General features: G+C 73.0%; 16 protein-coding genes. 10 read left to right on the forward strand and 6 right to left on the reverse strand.

Annotated features, from left to right (window positions below; translation table 11 throughout):
* Positions 1-32 precede the first annotated feature (32 nt).
* A complete protein-coding gene (locus ACI78Q_RS03200) occupies positions 33-1301 on the reverse strand; it encodes an MFS transporter (RefSeq protein ID WP_456921870.1) in 1269 nt (422 codons plus the stop codon).
* A gap of 117 nt (positions 1302-1418) precedes the next feature.
* On the opposite strand from ACI78Q_RS03200, the gene ACI78Q_RS03205 reads away from it, so the two are divergent.
* Positions 1419-2084 (forward strand): YqgE/AlgH family protein, encoded by a 666-nt coding sequence (locus ACI78Q_RS03205; protein WP_456921871.1) that lies wholly within the window; start codon positions 1419-1421, stop codon positions 2082-2084.
* A gap of 126 nt (positions 2085-2210) precedes the next feature.
* Here the strand turns inward: ACI78Q_RS03205 and ACI78Q_RS03210 are convergent, their stop codons facing one another.
* The 3 genes from ACI78Q_RS03210 to ACI78Q_RS03220 all read right to left on the reverse strand — a co-directional run bounded on the left by ACI78Q_RS03210 (position 2211) and on the right by ACI78Q_RS03220 (position 4852).
* Complete coding sequence (locus ACI78Q_RS03210) at positions 2211-2972, reverse strand: hypothetical protein (protein WP_456921872.1); 762 nt, start codon at positions 2970-2972, stop codon at positions 2211-2213.
* 97 nt (positions 2973-3069) lie between these two features.
* Positions 3070-4149, reverse strand: a complete 1080-nt coding sequence (locus ACI78Q_RS03215; RefSeq protein WP_456921873.1) for an inositol-3-phosphate synthase — start codon at positions 4147-4149, stop codon at positions 3070-3072.
* An 88-nt stretch (positions 4150-4237) separates the two neighbouring features.
* Positions 4238-4852, reverse strand: coding sequence for a PadR family transcriptional regulator (locus ACI78Q_RS03220; RefSeq protein ID WP_456921874.1), 615 nt, complete (start codon positions 4850-4852; stop codon positions 4238-4240).
* Positions 4853-5031: 179 nt separating this feature from the next.
* Here ACI78Q_RS03220 and ACI78Q_RS03225 point away from each other — a divergent pair, with 179 nt between their 5' ends.
* The 3 genes from ACI78Q_RS03225 to ACI78Q_RS03235 all read left to right on the forward strand — a co-directional run bounded on the left by ACI78Q_RS03225 (position 5032) and on the right by ACI78Q_RS03235 (position 9618).
* Positions 5032-5445, forward strand: coding sequence for a DUF5318 domain-containing protein (locus tag ACI78Q_RS03225; RefSeq protein WP_456921875.1), 414 nt, complete (start codon positions 5032-5034; stop codon positions 5443-5445).
* A 365-nt stretch (positions 5446-5810) separates the two neighbouring features.
* Positions 5811-8075 carry a transglycosylase domain-containing protein gene (locus ACI78Q_RS03230; RefSeq protein ID WP_456921876.1) on the forward strand — a complete coding sequence of 755 codons (2265 nt, stop codon included), beginning with the start codon at positions 5811-5813 and terminating at the stop codon, positions 8073-8075.
* A gap of 22 nt (positions 8076-8097) precedes the next feature.
* Entirely contained in the window at positions 8098-9618 is a 1521-nt protein-coding gene (locus ACI78Q_RS03235) for a glycosyltransferase family 87 protein (protein WP_456921877.1), read from the forward strand.
* Here the strand turns inward: ACI78Q_RS03235 and ACI78Q_RS03240 are convergent.
* Positions 9604-10416: a deoxyribonuclease IV gene (locus ACI78Q_RS03240; RefSeq protein WP_456921878.1), complete on the reverse strand. Its 813-nt coding sequence runs from the start codon at positions 10414-10416 to the stop codon at positions 9604-9606. The genes ACI78Q_RS03235 and ACI78Q_RS03240 overlap by 15 nt on opposite strands.
* A gap of 221 nt (positions 10417-10637) precedes the next feature.
* Between ACI78Q_RS03240 and rpsF the strand changes: the two genes are divergently transcribed.
* The 4 genes from rpsF to rplI all read left to right on the forward strand — a co-directional run bounded on the left by rpsF (position 10638) and on the right by rplI (position 12199).
* Positions 10638-10925: a 30S ribosomal protein S6 gene (gene rpsF / locus ACI78Q_RS03245; RefSeq protein ID WP_456921879.1), complete on the forward strand. Its 288-nt coding sequence runs from the start codon at positions 10638-10640 to the stop codon at positions 10923-10925.
* A 2-nt stretch (positions 10926-10927) separates the two neighbouring features.
* The gene (locus ACI78Q_RS03250) at positions 10928-11407 is read left to right on the forward strand and encodes a single-stranded DNA-binding protein (protein ID WP_012951017.1); all 480 of its coding nucleotides are present in this window, start codon (positions 10928-10930) and stop codon (positions 11405-11407) included.
* A 97-nt stretch (positions 11408-11504) separates the two neighbouring features.
* Complete coding sequence (gene rpsR, locus ACI78Q_RS03255) at positions 11505-11741, forward strand: 30S ribosomal protein S18 (RefSeq protein WP_097207512.1); 237 nt, start codon at positions 11505-11507, stop codon at positions 11739-11741.
* Between the two features lie 2 nt (positions 11742-11743).
* On the forward strand, positions 11744-12199 hold the full coding sequence (rplI, locus tag ACI78Q_RS03260) for a 50S ribosomal protein L9 (RefSeq protein ID WP_456921880.1): 456 nt from the start codon (positions 11744-11746) through the stop codon (positions 12197-12199).
* Between the two features lie 141 nt (positions 12200-12340).
* On the opposite strand, the gene ACI78Q_RS03265 is transcribed toward rplI, so the two are convergent.
* On the reverse strand, positions 12341-12742 hold the full coding sequence (locus ACI78Q_RS03265) for a RidA family protein (RefSeq protein WP_456921881.1): 402 nt from the start codon (positions 12740-12742) through the stop codon (positions 12341-12343).
* 517 nt (positions 12743-13259) lie between these two features.
* Here ACI78Q_RS03265 and dnaB point away from each other — a divergent pair.
* Together dnaB and ACI78Q_RS03275 are read left to right on the forward strand one after the other, a co-directional pair.
* Complete coding sequence (gene dnaB, locus ACI78Q_RS03270; protein ID WP_456921882.1) at positions 13260-14630, forward strand: replicative DNA helicase; 1371 nt, start codon at positions 13260-13262, stop codon at positions 14628-14630.
* Positions 14631-14729: 99 nt separating this feature from the next.
* A complete protein-coding gene (locus ACI78Q_RS03275; protein WP_456921883.1) occupies positions 14730-15179 on the forward strand; it encodes a DUF7715 family protein in 450 nt (149 codons plus the stop codon).
* Positions 15180-15230 lie beyond the last annotated feature (51 nt).

Genomic DNA, 15230 nt, shown 5'->3' on the forward strand with positions numbered 1-15230 from the left:
GCGGAGGCTGAGAACGCAGGAAACCTCGCTCCTCAGCCTCCGCCGGCCCTCCGGCTGAGGACGGCGGTGAGGGCGTAGATCGCGCCGACGGCGACCACGAGGCCGGCGGAGACGCCCGACGCGGGCAGCAGGAAGGCCGCCGTCACCAGCGCGACCACGTAGCTGACGTTGACCAGCGTGTCGTAGACGGAGAAGACCCGGCCGCGGAAGTCGTCGTCCACCGCCTCCTGCAGGGTGGCGTCGACGCAGATCTTGACCCCCTGGCCCACGAAGCCCAGCACGAACCCCGCGAGGACGACGGTGGGCGGGAGCGCGGGCAGGCCGAGGGCGACCAGCAGCGGCCCGGCGAGGGCCAGCAGCAGCGTCACCCAGCGGGACCGCCCGAGCCGGCGCACCGCCGCCGGGGTGACCGCCGCCGCGAGCAGGGTGCCCGCCGCGCCGGTGGCCACGACCACCCCGAGCCCGCCGAGCCCGCCGGGCACCGGCCCCCACGCGTCGAGGGTGTTCCGGAACAGCAGGAGCGTCATCAGCGTCACCAGGCCGAAGCACAGCCGGTGGGCGGTGATCACGGCGAGCGCGACGACGGCGGGCGGGCGGCTCCACGCGTGCCGGGCGCCGGCGACCATCCCGGCGCCCACCGTCCGCACCGACGGGGACGCCGTCCGGGTCGCGGTGTCCGGCCCCAGGTACCCGCGGCCGAACCCGGCGACGACCCCCGCGGACACCAGGTACGGCAGCGCCGCCGCCAGGGTGGCCGCCGCGTAGGCGCCGTCCCCCGCGCCGGCCAGGGGCAGCAGCGCGACGGCGACCGCACCGCCCACCACCGTGGCCACCGCCCCGGAGGTCGTCGACAGGGCGTTGGCCGGCACCAGCGACGGCTCGTCGGCCGTGTGGGGCAGCGCCGCGGACAGGGCGGAGAGGACGAAGCGGTTGACCGAGAAGACCGCCAGGCCGGTGAGCAGGAACGGCGCGCCGGAGACGCCGGACCACACCAGTCCGGCGAGGAGCGCGACCAGGGCGCACCGGACGAGGTTGGCCCGCAACAGCACCTGGCGGCGGCTCCACCGGTCCAGCCAGACGCCGGCGAAGGGGCCGACCAGCGAGTAGGGCAGGAGGAGCGCGGCGAACCCGGCCGCGACGTCGAGCGGGTCGGCCGCGCGCTGCGGGTTGAACAGCACCGTGCCGGCGAGCGCGGCCTGCACCACGCCGTCCCCGAACTGCGCGGACAGGCGCGTGCCCAGCAGCCGGCGGAAGTCCGGCCGCACCAGCAGGTGGCGCACGCTCGTCCCCGCCTGGCGCACGCGGTCACCCTACGGTGGCCGTCCCGTCCCGGAGGGTGGACGACGGGCCGCGATCGGGCTTCCACAGCGGGCGGTCGCGGGCACCCTGCCCCGTCCGCGTGGGGCACACTGGGTGCGATGACTCCCCCGCCCTCGTCCGAACCCGAGTCCGGGCCGCCGGCGCGCCCGGTGGCGGGACGACGCCGTGCGGGCGCGGTTCCCCCGCTGTCCATCGGCGGTCTGGACGACGTCCGCCCGGGCTCGCTGCTGGTCGCCATGCCGGCGCTGACCGACCCGACCTTCGCCGGGACGGTCGTCTTCGTGCTCGACCACAGCGACACCGGCACCCTGGGCGTCGTCCTGGGCCGGCCGAGCCAGGTGGAGATCCGCGACGTCCTGCCGGGCTGGTGCGACCTCGCCGTCGAGCCCGGGGTGTTCCACGTGGGCGGCCCGTGCGAGACCGACACCGCGCTGTGCCTGGCCGTCTGCCCCGGTGTCCCGCCGGCGCCCGACAGCGGTCTGCGCCAGGTCGCCGGCGACGTCCACCTGGTCGACCTCGACGCCGAGCCCGACGTCCTCGACGGGCAGGTGCAGGGGCTGCGGGTGTTCGCCGGCTACGCGGGCTGGTCGCCGGGCCAGCTGGCCGGGGAGGTCGCCGAGGGGGCGTGGGCGTGCGTACCCGGCACCCCGGACGACGTGCTCAGCGAGCTGGCCGGCCCGGAGCTGTGGCGCCGGGTCATGGGCCGGCAGACGGGCCGGCTGGCGGTGCTGTCCACGGCACCGGCCGACCCGTCGGTCAACTGAAGGTCACGATCCGCCGGTCAGGGGCGCGCCGGGGCAGCCGATCTGGTAGAAAGACCCTCGGAAGGGGGCGGTCTGGGGAAGAGGCCGCCCCCTTCCGCATGTCCGGGGCCGGGTGCTCCAGCGGCCTCAGAGGCCGACGGCCGCCGAGACCTCCGGGTGCGCCGCCCCGTCGACGGTCTCCTCCTCCGCCGGCACCGCGATCTGCCGGGGCCCGTGGTCGGACAGCGTCACCGTCACGTCGTGCTCCTGGCCGGGCAGCCGGGTGAGGAACTGCACCAGCAGGTCGCTGGAGCTGTCCACGGCCACCGACCAGCCCGACTCCGACGCGTAGACCGCCGTCAGGTCGCCGTCCACCGAGCGCTCGCCCTGCCAGGTGTAGTCGGTGCCCCGGAACGCGCCGGGGTCGTCGGGCTCCTCGGCGGAGAGGTTGAGCACCAGCCGCACCAGCACGTCGGTGAGCGGCGACTCGTCGCCGGTGGCCAGCGGTCGGCGCACGTACGAGGCCTCCGGGAGGCCGGCCGCGGCGAGGGTCGCGGCGAGCCCCGGCACGTCGCCGAACCAGACTGCCTCGGGGGTGAAGAAGAGCGTGCGGGTGTCGTCGGGGCGGCCGTCGCCGTAGGTGGTCACCGCCTGGGCGCGCCCCACCCGGCCGGCGAGGTCGACCTCGCCGGTCAGGGTCAGGACGGTGTCCTCGCCGTACGGCGCCGTGACGACGACGTCCGCGCCGCCCTCGTCCTGGTTGCGCGCCAGCAGCTGCGCCAGGACGTCGGCCTCGGCCGCGGTCACGGGGTCGCCGGTCTGCCGTTCCTCGTCGCCGCCGGAGCACCCCGTGAGCAGCGCGAGCACCAGCCCCAGGGCCGGGAGCAGCGGACGGCGGCGCGGCGGCATGCGGCCCAGCGTAGGCAGCCGGGGCGGTCGGGCCGCGCAACGCGACAGGGCCCGTCCCCCGGATCGGGAGACGGGCCCTGTCGGGGCGCTCAGGACCTCAGCGCTCGACGTCGCCGCGGATGAAGGCCTCCACGGCGTCGCGGGCCTCGCTGTCGTCGTACTGCACGGGCGGGCTCTTCATGAAGTAGGACGACGCGGAGAGGATCGGGCCGCCGATGCCGCGGTCCTTGGCGATCTTCGCGGCGCGGACGGCGTCGATGATGATCCCGGCCGAGTTCGGGGAGTCCCAGACCTCCAGCTTGTACTCCAGGTTCAGCGGGACGTCGCCGAACGCGCGGCCCTCCAGGCGGACGTAGGCCCACTTGCGGTCCGACAGCCACGGCACGTGGTCCGACGGGCCGATGTGCACGTTCTCCTTGCCCATGTCCCGGTCGACCTGGCTGGTGACCGCCTGGGTCTTGGAGATCTTCTTGGACTCCAGGCGCTCGCGCTCGAGCATGTTCTTGAAGTCCATGTTGCCGCCGACGTTGAGCTGCATGGTGCGGTCCAGCTGCACGCCGCGGTCCTCGAACAGCTTGGCCAGCACCCGGTGGGTGATGGTCGCGCCGACCTGGCTCTTGATGTCGTCGCCGACGATCGGCACGCCGGCGGCGGTGAACTTGTCCGCCCACTCCTGGGTGCCGGCGATGAACACCGGCAGCGCGTTCACGAACGCGACGCCGGCGTCGATGGCGCACTGGGCGTAGAACTCGGCGGCCTGCTGCGAGCCGACGGGCAGGTAGCAGACGAGGACGTCGGCACCGGACTCGCGCAGCGCCGCGACGACGTCCACCGGCTCCTCGTCGGACTCCTCCACCATCTCGCGGTAGTACTTGCCCAGGCCGTCGAGGGTGGTGCCGCGCTGCACGGAGACGCCCAGGGGCGGCACGTCGCAGATCTTGATGGTGTTGTTCTCACTGGCGACGATGGCCTCGGAGAGGTCGCGGCCGACCTTCTTGGCGTCGACGTCGAACGCGGCGACGAACTCCACGTCGGACACGTGGTACTCGCCGAAGCGCACGTGCATGAGCCCGGGCACCGAGGCGGTCTCGTCGGCGTCGCGGTAGTAGTGCACGCCCTGGACGAGCGACGCGGCGCAGTTGCCGACGCCGACGATGGCGACCTTGACAGATCCCACAGGGGTCTCCTTCTTCATTGGACCGCGAACGGTCGGTGAGCGGACCGGGGACGGTCCTGCGTGTACGGAGGTGGCGACGCCTCCGGGGTCATCCCGCTGCCGGGGGCGGGTCGGCGTCCCTGGTCTCGGGTCCGCCGGTCCGTCGCCGCTCGCTGTCGGTCAGCTCCTGGTCGATCAGCTCGGCGAGCCAGCGGACCTCCCGGTCCACCGACTCCAGGCCGTGGCGCTGCAGCTCGAGGGTGTAGCGGTCCAGGCGCTGGCGGGTCCGCGCCAGTGAGGCCCGCAGGCCCTCCCGCTGCTGCTCCACGGTGCGGCGGCGGCCCTCGAGGATCCGCAGCCGCACGTCGGCGGCGGTGTGCCGGAAGAACGCCAGCCGGACGCCGAAGAGCCCGCCGTCGTCGTACGCCTCCGGGCCGGTCTGGCTGACCAGCTCGTGGAAGCGTTCCTTGCCCTCCGCGGTGATCGTGTAGACCACCTTCCCGCGCCGGCCGGTCAGCGCCGGGGCGTCGGCCGGCAGCGGTGCCCGCGGGTCCGGCTCGTCGGTGGTGACGTAGCCGGCCGCGTGCAGCCGCTTGAGCGCGGGGTACAGCGAGCCGTAGGAGATGCTGCGCAACCCGCCGAGCACCTGTGCGAGCTGTTTGCGCAGCTCGTAGCCGTGCATCGGGGACTGGTGCAGCAGGCCCAGGATGGCGAGCTCGAGCACGTCGCCTCCCCTTCGCCCCCACGGTTCGATGTATCGGGACGATACATCGACAGGCGACCGCCGCGACACGGGGAGGTGTCCGTGAGGTGGCCGGCCGGAGGGCCCGGTGGTGCGGCCGGGACGCCGGGGACCTGCTCGTCAGCGCTGACGGCGTCGGTCGCGGTGCGTACATTGGCGCCGTGCCCGGACGTCGATCCGTCGTGGACTACTCGCTGCAGCGGCGAGCCGTCCTCGCCGACGTGTACGCCGGACGCACGGGGCTCTTCGAGGTCTGCGACGCCAGTCCCTACCTCTCCCGGGCGGCCAAGTACCACGGTGAGGCGACCGACGTCGTCTGCCCGGTCTGCCGCAAGGAGCGCCTGACGCTGGTCAGCTACGTCTACGGCGAGCACCTCGGACCGACGGCCGGACAGGCCAAGACCCCGACCGAGCTCGCCCGGATGGACGCCGCGCAGGAGGAGTTCTCCGTGTACGCCGTCGAGGTCTGCCGCGGCTGTGGCTGGAATCACCTCGACTGCTCGTACGTGCTCGGGAACGAGCCTGAGCCGGGGCGTTCGCCCCGCCGGACCCGCCGGCGCGCCGCCACGGAGTAGTGGCTGCGGGAACAACTGCGCCCCGCCGGACCCTTCCGTCACGTGGGACCGCTGTGAGTACGGCGCTGCCGCGGGTCCTCCCCCGCTCTCACAGCTGAAGACGACACCCTGAGTGCGGGACGCCTTCGTCCCGCCCACCGAACGAGTCAGAGAGGGGCCCCTTCGTGCCTCCCCACGACGAGACCTCCCCGGTCGGGCCGCAGGGCGGCCCCGACCGCCGACCGGCGCCGGGCCGCACCGGCGGCGGGAACGGCGGCAACCGGCGGCCACCAGCCGGCCGTGGGGGCCGGACGACGGCGTCCCGGTCCGGCGGCGCGCGCCCCGGTTCCGCCGTCGCACGGTCGGGGCGGCCGAGCGGCCGGCCGATGACCAAGGCGGCCCGCACGAAGAAGCAGAAGGGCCGCCGCCGGCTGAAGATCGTCGGCGCCGCGTTCGCCGGCATGCTCGTGCTGCTCGGCGTCTTCGTCGGCGTCGTCTACGCCACCACCGAGGTGCCCGACCCCGACTCGGTGCAGAACGCGCAGACGACCGTCGTCTACTACGCCGACGGCACCACCGAGATGGCGCGGCTCGGCGTGGACGGCGGCAACCGCACCAACGTCCCCCTCGACAAGGTCGCGAAGCCGGCGCAGGAGGCGATCCTCGCCGCCGAGAACCGCAGCTTCTACACCGATCCGGGCATCTCCTTCACCGGGATCATGCGGGCCGCGTGGAACAACCTCACCGGCGGCTCGACCCAGGGTGGCTCGACGATCACCCAGCAGTACGTCAAGAACGCGTTCCTGACGCAGGAGCAGACGTTCAGCCGCAAGTTCCAGGAGCTCTTCCTCTCCATCAAGCTCGACAACGAGTACGAGAAGGACGAGATCCTCGAGAACTACCTGAACACCATCTACTTCGGCCGTGGCGCCTACGGCATCGAGAGCGCGGCCAACACCTACTTCGGGGTGCCGGCCGCCGAGCTGACCCCGCAGCAGGGCGCCGTCCTCGCCGTCCTCATCCGCAGCCCCAGCAACAACGACCCCGAGACCAACCCCGAGGGCGCGCAGAAGCGCTGGGGCCTGGTGCTCGACGCCATGGTCGACGAGGGATGGCTGACCCAGGAGGAGCGGGACGCCTCGGTCTACCCGCCGGTGCAGCCCAAGACCGAGTCGAACCTCGGCATCCCCGGCACCCACGAGGGCCTGGTCGTGCAGCGGGCCATGGACGAGCTCGAGGCGAAGGGCTACACCGAGCAGCAGATCCGGGCCGGCGGCCTGCGGATCACCACCACGGTGGAGAAGCGTGCGCAGGACGCCGCGGCGGCCGCCGTCGACGAGGTGATGGACGGCCAGCCCGACGGCCTGCGGCAGGCGCTGGTCGCCGTCAACCCGCACAACGGTGCGGTGCGCGCCTACTACGGCGGCGCGAACGGCAACGGCACCGACTACGCCCAGGCCCAGCGCCAGGCCGGCTCGTCGATGAAGCCCTACACCCTGGCCACCGCGCTGGAGGAGGGCATCAGCGTCAACGCCCGCCGGGACGGCAGCTCGCCGCAGAAGTTCGACGACCGCGAGGCGCTGGTGCGCAACTCCGGCGGCGCGTCCTGCGGCGCGTGCACGCTGGTCGAGGCCATGACCCGGTCGCTGAACACCACCTTCTACGGCCTGGCGCACGAGGTCGGTCCGGAGAAGGTCCGCGAGACGGCACTGGCCGCCACCGGCCTGCCGGAGGTGTGGCCCGAGGGCACCAACCTCGCCGGCAACACCACGCTGGCCAACGCCGACGGCTTCACCGGCTCGGCGATCGGCATCGGCGAGTACGAGATGCGCCCGATCGACCAGGCGCACGGCTTCGCCACCCTGGCCAACGGCGGGGTCGAGCACGAGCCGTTCTTCGTCTCCCGCGTGACCGACAGCCAGGGCGCGCTGCTGCTGGAGTACTCCGGTGACTCCGGCGACCAGGCGATCACCGCCGACGTCGCCAACGACGTCACCTTCGCGCTCAAGGGCGTGGCGTCCTACTCCAAGCGGGCGCTGGACGGCGGCCGCGAGGTGGCCAGCAAGACCGGTACGCAGGGTCAGGGCGAGGACAACTCCGACGCCTGGATGGTCGGCTACACCCCGTCGCTGTCGACGGCGGTGTGGATGGGCAACGACTCGCCCAGCGACCCGATCGTCAACTCCAGCGGCGCGATCATCTACGGCTCGGGCCTGCCCGGAGCGATCTGGCAGGAGTTCATGAACAGCGTCCTCGAGGGCACGCCGAAGGAGGACCTGCCCGACCGGGCGCTCATCCGCGGCGACACCGGCGTGAGCGTGCCCGAGCCGGCGCCGCAGACCACGCGGCCGCAGCCGTCCACCGCCCCGCCCACGCAGTCGCAGCCGTCGACCCCGCCGGTCGTCCAGGACACGCCGCCGGCCGACGGGACCGGCAACGGCAACGGCAACGGTCAGACCGGCAACGGCGAGACGACGAACGGTCAGACCGGCAACGGCGAGACGACGAACGGTCAGACCGGCAACGGCGGGACGACCGGCGACCAGACCGGCCCGGGGGGTCGCACCATGCCGCCGCAGCCCGGCAGCCCCGCCCCTGTCCAGCCGGCGCAGCCCGTGGAACCCGACAGCGAGCTGCAGCCGACCGGCTGACCTGCGCGGGCAGACTGTCCGCGTGAGCACTTCCCCGCAGGGCCCGTCCGACCCGGCTGTCCAGCCGGCGGGCGGGCCCTCGGCGTCTCCGGCGGCGACCACCGGCCGGGGGGACGACGCGCGCCCCGACCGCGTCGTCCCGACCTGGACCGACCCGGTGGCCACGCAGGCCAGCGAGGCCGTCGGCGGCCCGTGGGGACGGCACGCGGTCACCGGCCGGGCCCTGTTCTGGACGCCGCTGCGGGTCTGCCTGCTGTTCAGCACCACCGTGCTGGCGCTCGCCTGGGTCAAGCAGGCGCCCTGCTCCGACGGCAACTGGGCCGGCTGGGTGCAGTACACGCACTTCTGCTACTCCGACACCGTCCCGCTCTACGGCCTGCACGGGCTGGACGCCGGGGAGGTCCCCTACCTGGACTCCGCCGTCGAGTACCCGGTGCTCACCGGCGCGCTCATGTTCGTCTCGGCCCTGCTCGGCCGGTCCTACGACGCGCTGGCGGCGGCGTCCGGCGTGCTGCCCGCCGTCCCGGCGGTGCAGTCGTACTACGTCGCCACGTGCCTGCTGCTGTCGCTGTGCGCGCTGCTGGTGACCCGCGCGGTGCTCGGCTCCTCCGGACGGCGGCCGTGGGACGCCGCGATGGTCGGGCTGTCCCCGCTGCTGTTCGTGCACGCGTTCACCAACTGGGACCTGCTGGCCGTCGCCCTGGCCTCGCTCGGGGTGTGGGCCTGGGCGCGCCGCCGCCCGGTGCTCGCCGGGGTGCTGCTGGGTCTCGGCGTCGCCGCCAAGCTCTACCCGGTGCTGCTGCTGGGCGCGCTGTTCCTGCTGTGCCTGCGGGCGGGGCGGCTGCGGACCTGGCTGCGGACGGCGGGAGCCGCGGGGCTGGCCTGGGCGGCGGTGGACGTGCCCGTCGCCGTCCTCGCCCCGGAGAACTGGTCGCGGTTCTTCCGGCTCAACAGCGAGCGGCCGGCCGACCCCGACACCCTGTGGAACATCGCCATCCACGTCTCCGGGGGGCGGCTGTTCGACGGTCCGCTGGCCGAGGGCGAGGCGCCGGTCGTGCTCAACGCCGCCGTGGCCGTCGCGGTGCTCGCGCTCGTCGTGGCGGTGGCCTGGCTGACGCTGGCCGCCCCGGTGCGGCCCCGCGTCGCGCAGGTGGCGTTCCTGCTGGTCGCCGGGTTCCTCCTGCTGAACAAGGTGTGGAGCCCGCAGTTCTCCGTGTGGCTGCTCCCGCTGGCGGTGCTGGCCCGGCCGCAGTGGCGGGCGCTGTTGCTGTGGCAGGCCACCGAGGCGCTGGTGTGGGTGCCCCGGCTGCTCTGGTACCTCGGCACCGACAACCGCGGCGTCGGCGTGGAGTGGTTCTTCCTCGCCGTGATGGTGCGCGACATCGCCGTCGTCGTCCTCATGGCGCTGGTGGTGCGGGACGTCTGGCGCCCGGACGGCGACGTCGTCCGGGCGAGCTGGCCCGGCGTCGACGACCCGGCCGGAGGCGTCCTCGACCACGCGGCGGACCGGGTGGTGCTGCGCCGGCGGTCAGCTGACGTGTGACCGCAGGAAGGCGACCTCCTCGGCGTGGGCGGCGGCGTCGCCGGGGGTCTCCAGGACGACGGGACAGTCCGCGGCGCGGGCCACCTCGACCAGGAGCTCGGTCGGGATCTCGCCGTCGGTCAGCGGTGCGTGCCGGTCGCGGCTGGAGCCGGCCGGGTCGCGGCTGTTGTTCAGGTGCACCAGGTCGACGCGGCCGGTGATCGCCCGGACGTCGTCCACCGCGGTCGCGAGGTCCCACCCGGCGGCCCAGGCGTGACAGGTGTCGAGCACGAAGCCGGCGCCGAACTCCCCGACCGCCTCCCACAGGCGGGCGATCGCGTCGAGGTCGCGGGCCATCGCGTTGCCGCCGCCCGCGGTGTTCTCGATGAGCAGCGGGACGGCGAAGCCGCCGGTCTCCGCCTGCCGCGCGAACGTCTTGCGCCAGTTGTCGACACCGGCCGCCGGGTCGTCCTTGGCCAGCACGTGGCCGCCGTGCACGACCATGCCGCGGGCGCCGATCGCGGCCGCGGCCCGGGCGTGCGCGTCCAGCAGCTTGCGGCTCGGGATGCGGATGCGGTTGTTCGTCGTCGCCACGTTGAGCACGTAGGGCGCGTGCACGACCACCATGACGTCGCCGGCGAGCAGGTCGGCGGCGTCCGGGCGGGGCTTGGGGGCGGTCCAGCCCTGCGGGTCGGCGAGGAAGACCTGCACGCCGTCGGCGTCCATCTCCGCCGCGCGCGCCAGCGGACCGCCGGCGTCGAGCTCGTTGTCCTCGGTCAGGCCGGGGCCGACGTGTACGCCGATCGGGTGAGCTGGCACGGCGGGAACCCTAGAAGGACCCCCTGCCCCCCGTCGCTCGCAGGCTCGCGGCGGGACCCTGCAGGGGGCCTGTGGACGCGCCCCGCGGCGAGGTCGGCGCGTGGCGTACCCTGGGCGGAGCGCGTTCCACCGGTACCTCCGGTCGGGGCGCGCGACGCGTGTACGACCCTCCTGCTGCAGACCGACTGCAGCCGCCCAGACCAGAGGAGGTGGGGTTCTCCGTGCGTCACTACGAACTGATGGTCATCCTCGACCCCGATCTCGAGGAGCGGACCATCGCGCCGTCCCTCGACCGGTTCCTGACCGTCGTCAGCAACGCCGGCGGCACGTTCAAGACCGAGATCTGGGGCCGTCGCCGCATGGCCTACGAGATCAAGAAGCAGGTCGAGGGCATCTACGCCGTCATCGACATCCAGGCCGAGCCCGCCGCGGTCGCCGAGCTCGACCGGCAGCTCAACCTGAACGAGTCGGTCCTCCGCACGAAGCTGATGCGGCCCGAGGCCCACTGACGATGGCCGGCGAGACCGTCATCACCGTCATCGGCAACCTGACGTCGGACCCGGAGCTGCGGTTCACGCCCTCCGGTGCCGCGGTCGCCAACTTCACCGTCGCCTCGACGCCGCGGACGTTCGACCGCCAGTCGCAGGAGTGGAAGGACGGCGAGGCGCTCTTCCTGCGCTGCAACGTGTGGCGGCAGGCGGCGGAGAACGTCGCCGAGTCGCTGACCCGCGGTTCGCGGGTGATCGTCTCCGGCCGGCTCAAGCAGCGGTCGTTCGAGACCAAGGAAGGCGAGAAGCGCACCGTCGTCGAGCTGGAGGTCGACGAGATCGGCCCCTCGCTCCGCTACGCCACCGCGAAGGTCACCAAGGCCTCGCGCGGTGAGGGTGGCGGCGGCTTCGGCGGCGGTGGCGGTGGCGGCTTCGGCGGCGGCGGCGGGTCCAGCGACCCGTGGTCGACCCCGGCCCCGCCGTCGGACGAACCGCCCTTCTGAAAGAGGACCCCGTCCTCCTCACCCCCTCCCACGCTCGGGGTGAGCCTCTGGACGGGGCCGACAACCCCCTGAACCTCTTCGTAACTGGAGAACCCCGGTGGCCAAGCCCCCCATCCGCAAGCCGAAGAAGAAGGTCTGCCAGTTCTGCAAGGACAAGGCGACCTACATCGACTACAAGGACACGACCCTGCTGCGGAAGTTCATCTCCGACCGCGGCAAGATCCGTGCCCGCCGCGTCAGCGGCAACTGCAGCCAGCACCAGCGGGACGTCGCCGTGGCCGTGAAGAACAGCCGCGAGATGGCTCTGCTGCCCTACACCTCGACGGCGCGCTGACCATGAGCACCCAGAAGCTGATCCTGACGCAGGAGGTCACCGGTCTCGGTTCCTCCGGTGACACCGTGGAGGTCAAGGGCGGGTACGCCCGCAACTACCTCCTGCCCCGCGGCCTGGCCATCGTCGCCACCCGCGGTGCCGAGAAGCAGGTCGAGTCGCTGCGCCGGGCGCGTGCCGCCCGCGAGGTGCGGTCGCTCGAGGAGGCGCAGACCGTGGCCGGCAGCCTGTCCGGGCTGACCGTCCGCGTGCCGGCCCGCGCCGGTGAGGGTGGCCGCCTGTTCGGCCGCGTCACCACCGCCGACGTCGTCAACGCCGTCACCGCCGCCGGTGGCCCGGCGCTGGACCGCCGCCGCGTGGAGCTGCCCAGCAGCATCAAGACCACGGGCCAGCACACCGTCACCGTGCGGGTGCACCCCGAGGTGACCACCCAGCTGGCGATCGAGGTCGTCCCCAGCTGAACCCGGACCCTCCAGGTTCCCTCCGGGGAGGCCGTGGAGGGCCCACCGCCCGCGAGGGGCGTCGGACTCCGGTCCGGCGCCCCTCGCGGCGTCGTGGCCCCCGTGCAGGAGCCCGTGAGCGGCGGGGGCAGGGGCCCGCCGTCAGTCGACCGCCGTCGCCTCGATCTCGACCATCAGCTCCGGGAAGGCCAGCCGCGTGACCCCGACGAGGGTCGACGTCGGCCGGATCCCGGCGGCGGCGAAGCGCTCGGCGAGGGCCGGCCAGCAGGTCATGATGCCGTCGACGTCGGTCGTGAAGACGTTCAGCCGGACGACGTTGGCCAGTGTCATGCCGCCGTCCTTCAGCACGGTCTCGACGTTGTCGAGGCTCAGGGCCACCTGGGCGGCCAGGTCGCCTGGGTGCTGCGGGACGCCCTCGGCGTTCACGGCGGCCTGACCGGAGCACACGAGCACCCTGCCGGCGCCCTCGACGAGCGCGGCCTGGTCGAAGCCGAAGGCGGCCGACCACGGCCAGGGGTTCACGGGGGTACGGGTGACGGGCATCGGGGCCTCCCTTCCTCGGCCGCCGCCACGGGTCCGGGGCGGTCGGCGGCGGGAGCCCATGGTGGACCACCGGCGGGCACGAGTGGAGCTGTGGACATGTGGCCCGTGGGACGGGTGGTCACCGGTCCGCGACACGCCGGGGGGCGACACCCGGATTTCTCGGTGATTTTCCCCGTCCACACCCGGTGGGTCGTCTTCCCGCAGCTCAGGCGCGGGATGTGGAGATCGGCGCCCGTCCGTCCCCCGCTGTCTCCACATGTCGACACGTCTGTGTCCACCGACTTGTCCACAAGTTGTGCAGAACGAGGTGCACAGCGGTGTTGGACTGCTCCGTCTCAGCTTCCTAACGTCCTCCCCGAGCTGCCGCCGGCGCGTCCTGTCGGTGCCGCGCGGTAGCAATGACACGAACAGACGTTCGAGTCAGGTGTACGTCGATTCTGGTGCTTCCCCCACCAGGCCCCGGCCGGCGGCCGGGGTCTGTTCGCGGGTGCGCCGGTGAGTGGATGGAGGAGCCTCCGTGGCGGTGGCCGACGAGTTCAGCCGACCGATGCCGACGGCGCCGGAGTACGACCGGCAGCCGCCGCAGGACGTCGCGGCCGAGCAGTCGGTGCTCGGCGGCATGCTGCTGAGCAAGGACGCGATCGCCGACGTCGTCGAGGTGCTGGCCGGCCCGGACTTCTACCGGCCCGCGCACCAGGTGATCTTCGACTGCATCCTCGACCTGTACGGCCGTGGCGAGCCGGCCGACGCGATCACCGTCGCCGCGGAGCTCAACCGCACCGACCAGCTGTCGAAGATGGGCGGCGCGGTCTACCTGCACACGCTCATCCAGTCCACGCCCACCGCGGCCAACGCCGGCTACTACGCGGCGATCGTGGCCGAGCAGGCGGTGCTGCGCCGGCTGGTGGAGGCCGGCACCCGCGTGGTCCAGCTGGGCTACGGCGCCGCGGGCGGCAAGGGCGACGTCGACGACATCGTCGACCGCGCCCAGCAGGAGATCTACGACGTCACCGAGAAGCGCATGAGCGAGGACTACGCGCGCCTCGAGGACGTCCTGCAGCCGACGATGGACGAGCTGGACGCCATCGCCTCCCGCGGTGGCACCGCGCGCGGCGTGCCCACGGGCATCCGCGACCTCGACGAGCTCACCAACGGCCTGCAGGCCGGTCAGATGGTCGTCATCGCGGCCCGCCCCGGTGTGGGCAAGTCGACCCTCGGCCTGGACATCGCCCGCTCGGCCACCGTGAAGCACCACCTGCCGGCGGTCATCTTCTCGCTGGAGATGAGCAAGCACGAGATCACCATGCGTCTGCTGTCGGCCGAGGCGAAGGTGCCGCTGCACCACATGCGCGCCGGCACGCTGTCCGACGAGGACTGGTCGAAGCTGGCCCGTCGCATGGGCGAGATCGCCGACGCCCCGCTCTACATCGACGACTCCCCGAACATGACGATGATGGAGATCCGGGCCAAGGCGCGGCGGCTCAAGCAGCGCAACGACCTCAAGCTCGTGGTCATCGACTACCTCCAGCTGATGACCTCGGGCAAGCGGGTCGAGAGCCGCCAGCAGGAGGTCTCGGAGTTCTCCCGTGCGCTCAAGCTGCTGGCCAAGGAGCTCGAGGTCCCGGTCATCGCGATGAGCCAGCTGAACCGTGGGTCGGAGCAGCGTCAGGACAAGAAGCCGATGCTGTCGGACCTCCGTGAGTCCGGCTCGATCGAGCAGGACGCCGACATGGTCATGATGATCCACCGCGAGGACATGTACGAGAAGGAGAGCCCGCGGGCCGGCGAGGCCGACATCATGCTGGTCAAGCACCGCAACGGCCCCACCGCGAACGTCACCGTCGCCTTCCAGGGCCACTACAGCCGCTTCGTGGACATGGCGAACTGACCCGACCCCAGACCCCCAGAGGCCCAGGACGACGTCGTCCTGGGCCTCTCGGCTGTCGTCACGGCGGAAACCGTCGGACCCTCCTGTCACGGTGGGCGCGTGAAGCTGTTGACCGCGACGTACACGGGGCAGGGCGAGCGGGACGGCGACTTCTGCTTCGCCGTCGAGGGCGAGCTGGTCCTGGTGGGTGACGTCTGCGCGGCCGACCAGGCCGACCCCGACCCCGACGGCGGGTGCGGCTGCGGCCGGGCCTTCACCGGGCTGAGCTCGCACCGGGGCACGACGACCGCGATGGTCCGCGACCTCGAGTTCTCCCTCGGCGACCTGCAGCTGGCCCTGGAGGCCCATCTCGCCGCGAGCGGTCTGGGTCCCGATGTCCTGGGCGACGAGGACTTCGCCGACCTCGTGGAGGAGACGGTGCACGAGACGGCGTCCTTCGCCCGGTGCTGGCCCGTGGGCACGGTCCTCGGGCGGCGCCTGGACTCGGTCCGCCGGCGGTCGCTGCCGGCCGGCGCGGAGGACCACCCCTGGTTCGGCTCCGACAGCTGAGCCGCGCGTGCTCGTCGTGGCCACGGACGACGAGAGACCCGGAGTGCGGCT

This window comes from Geodermatophilus sp. SYSU D00705 (assembly GCF_054050135.1).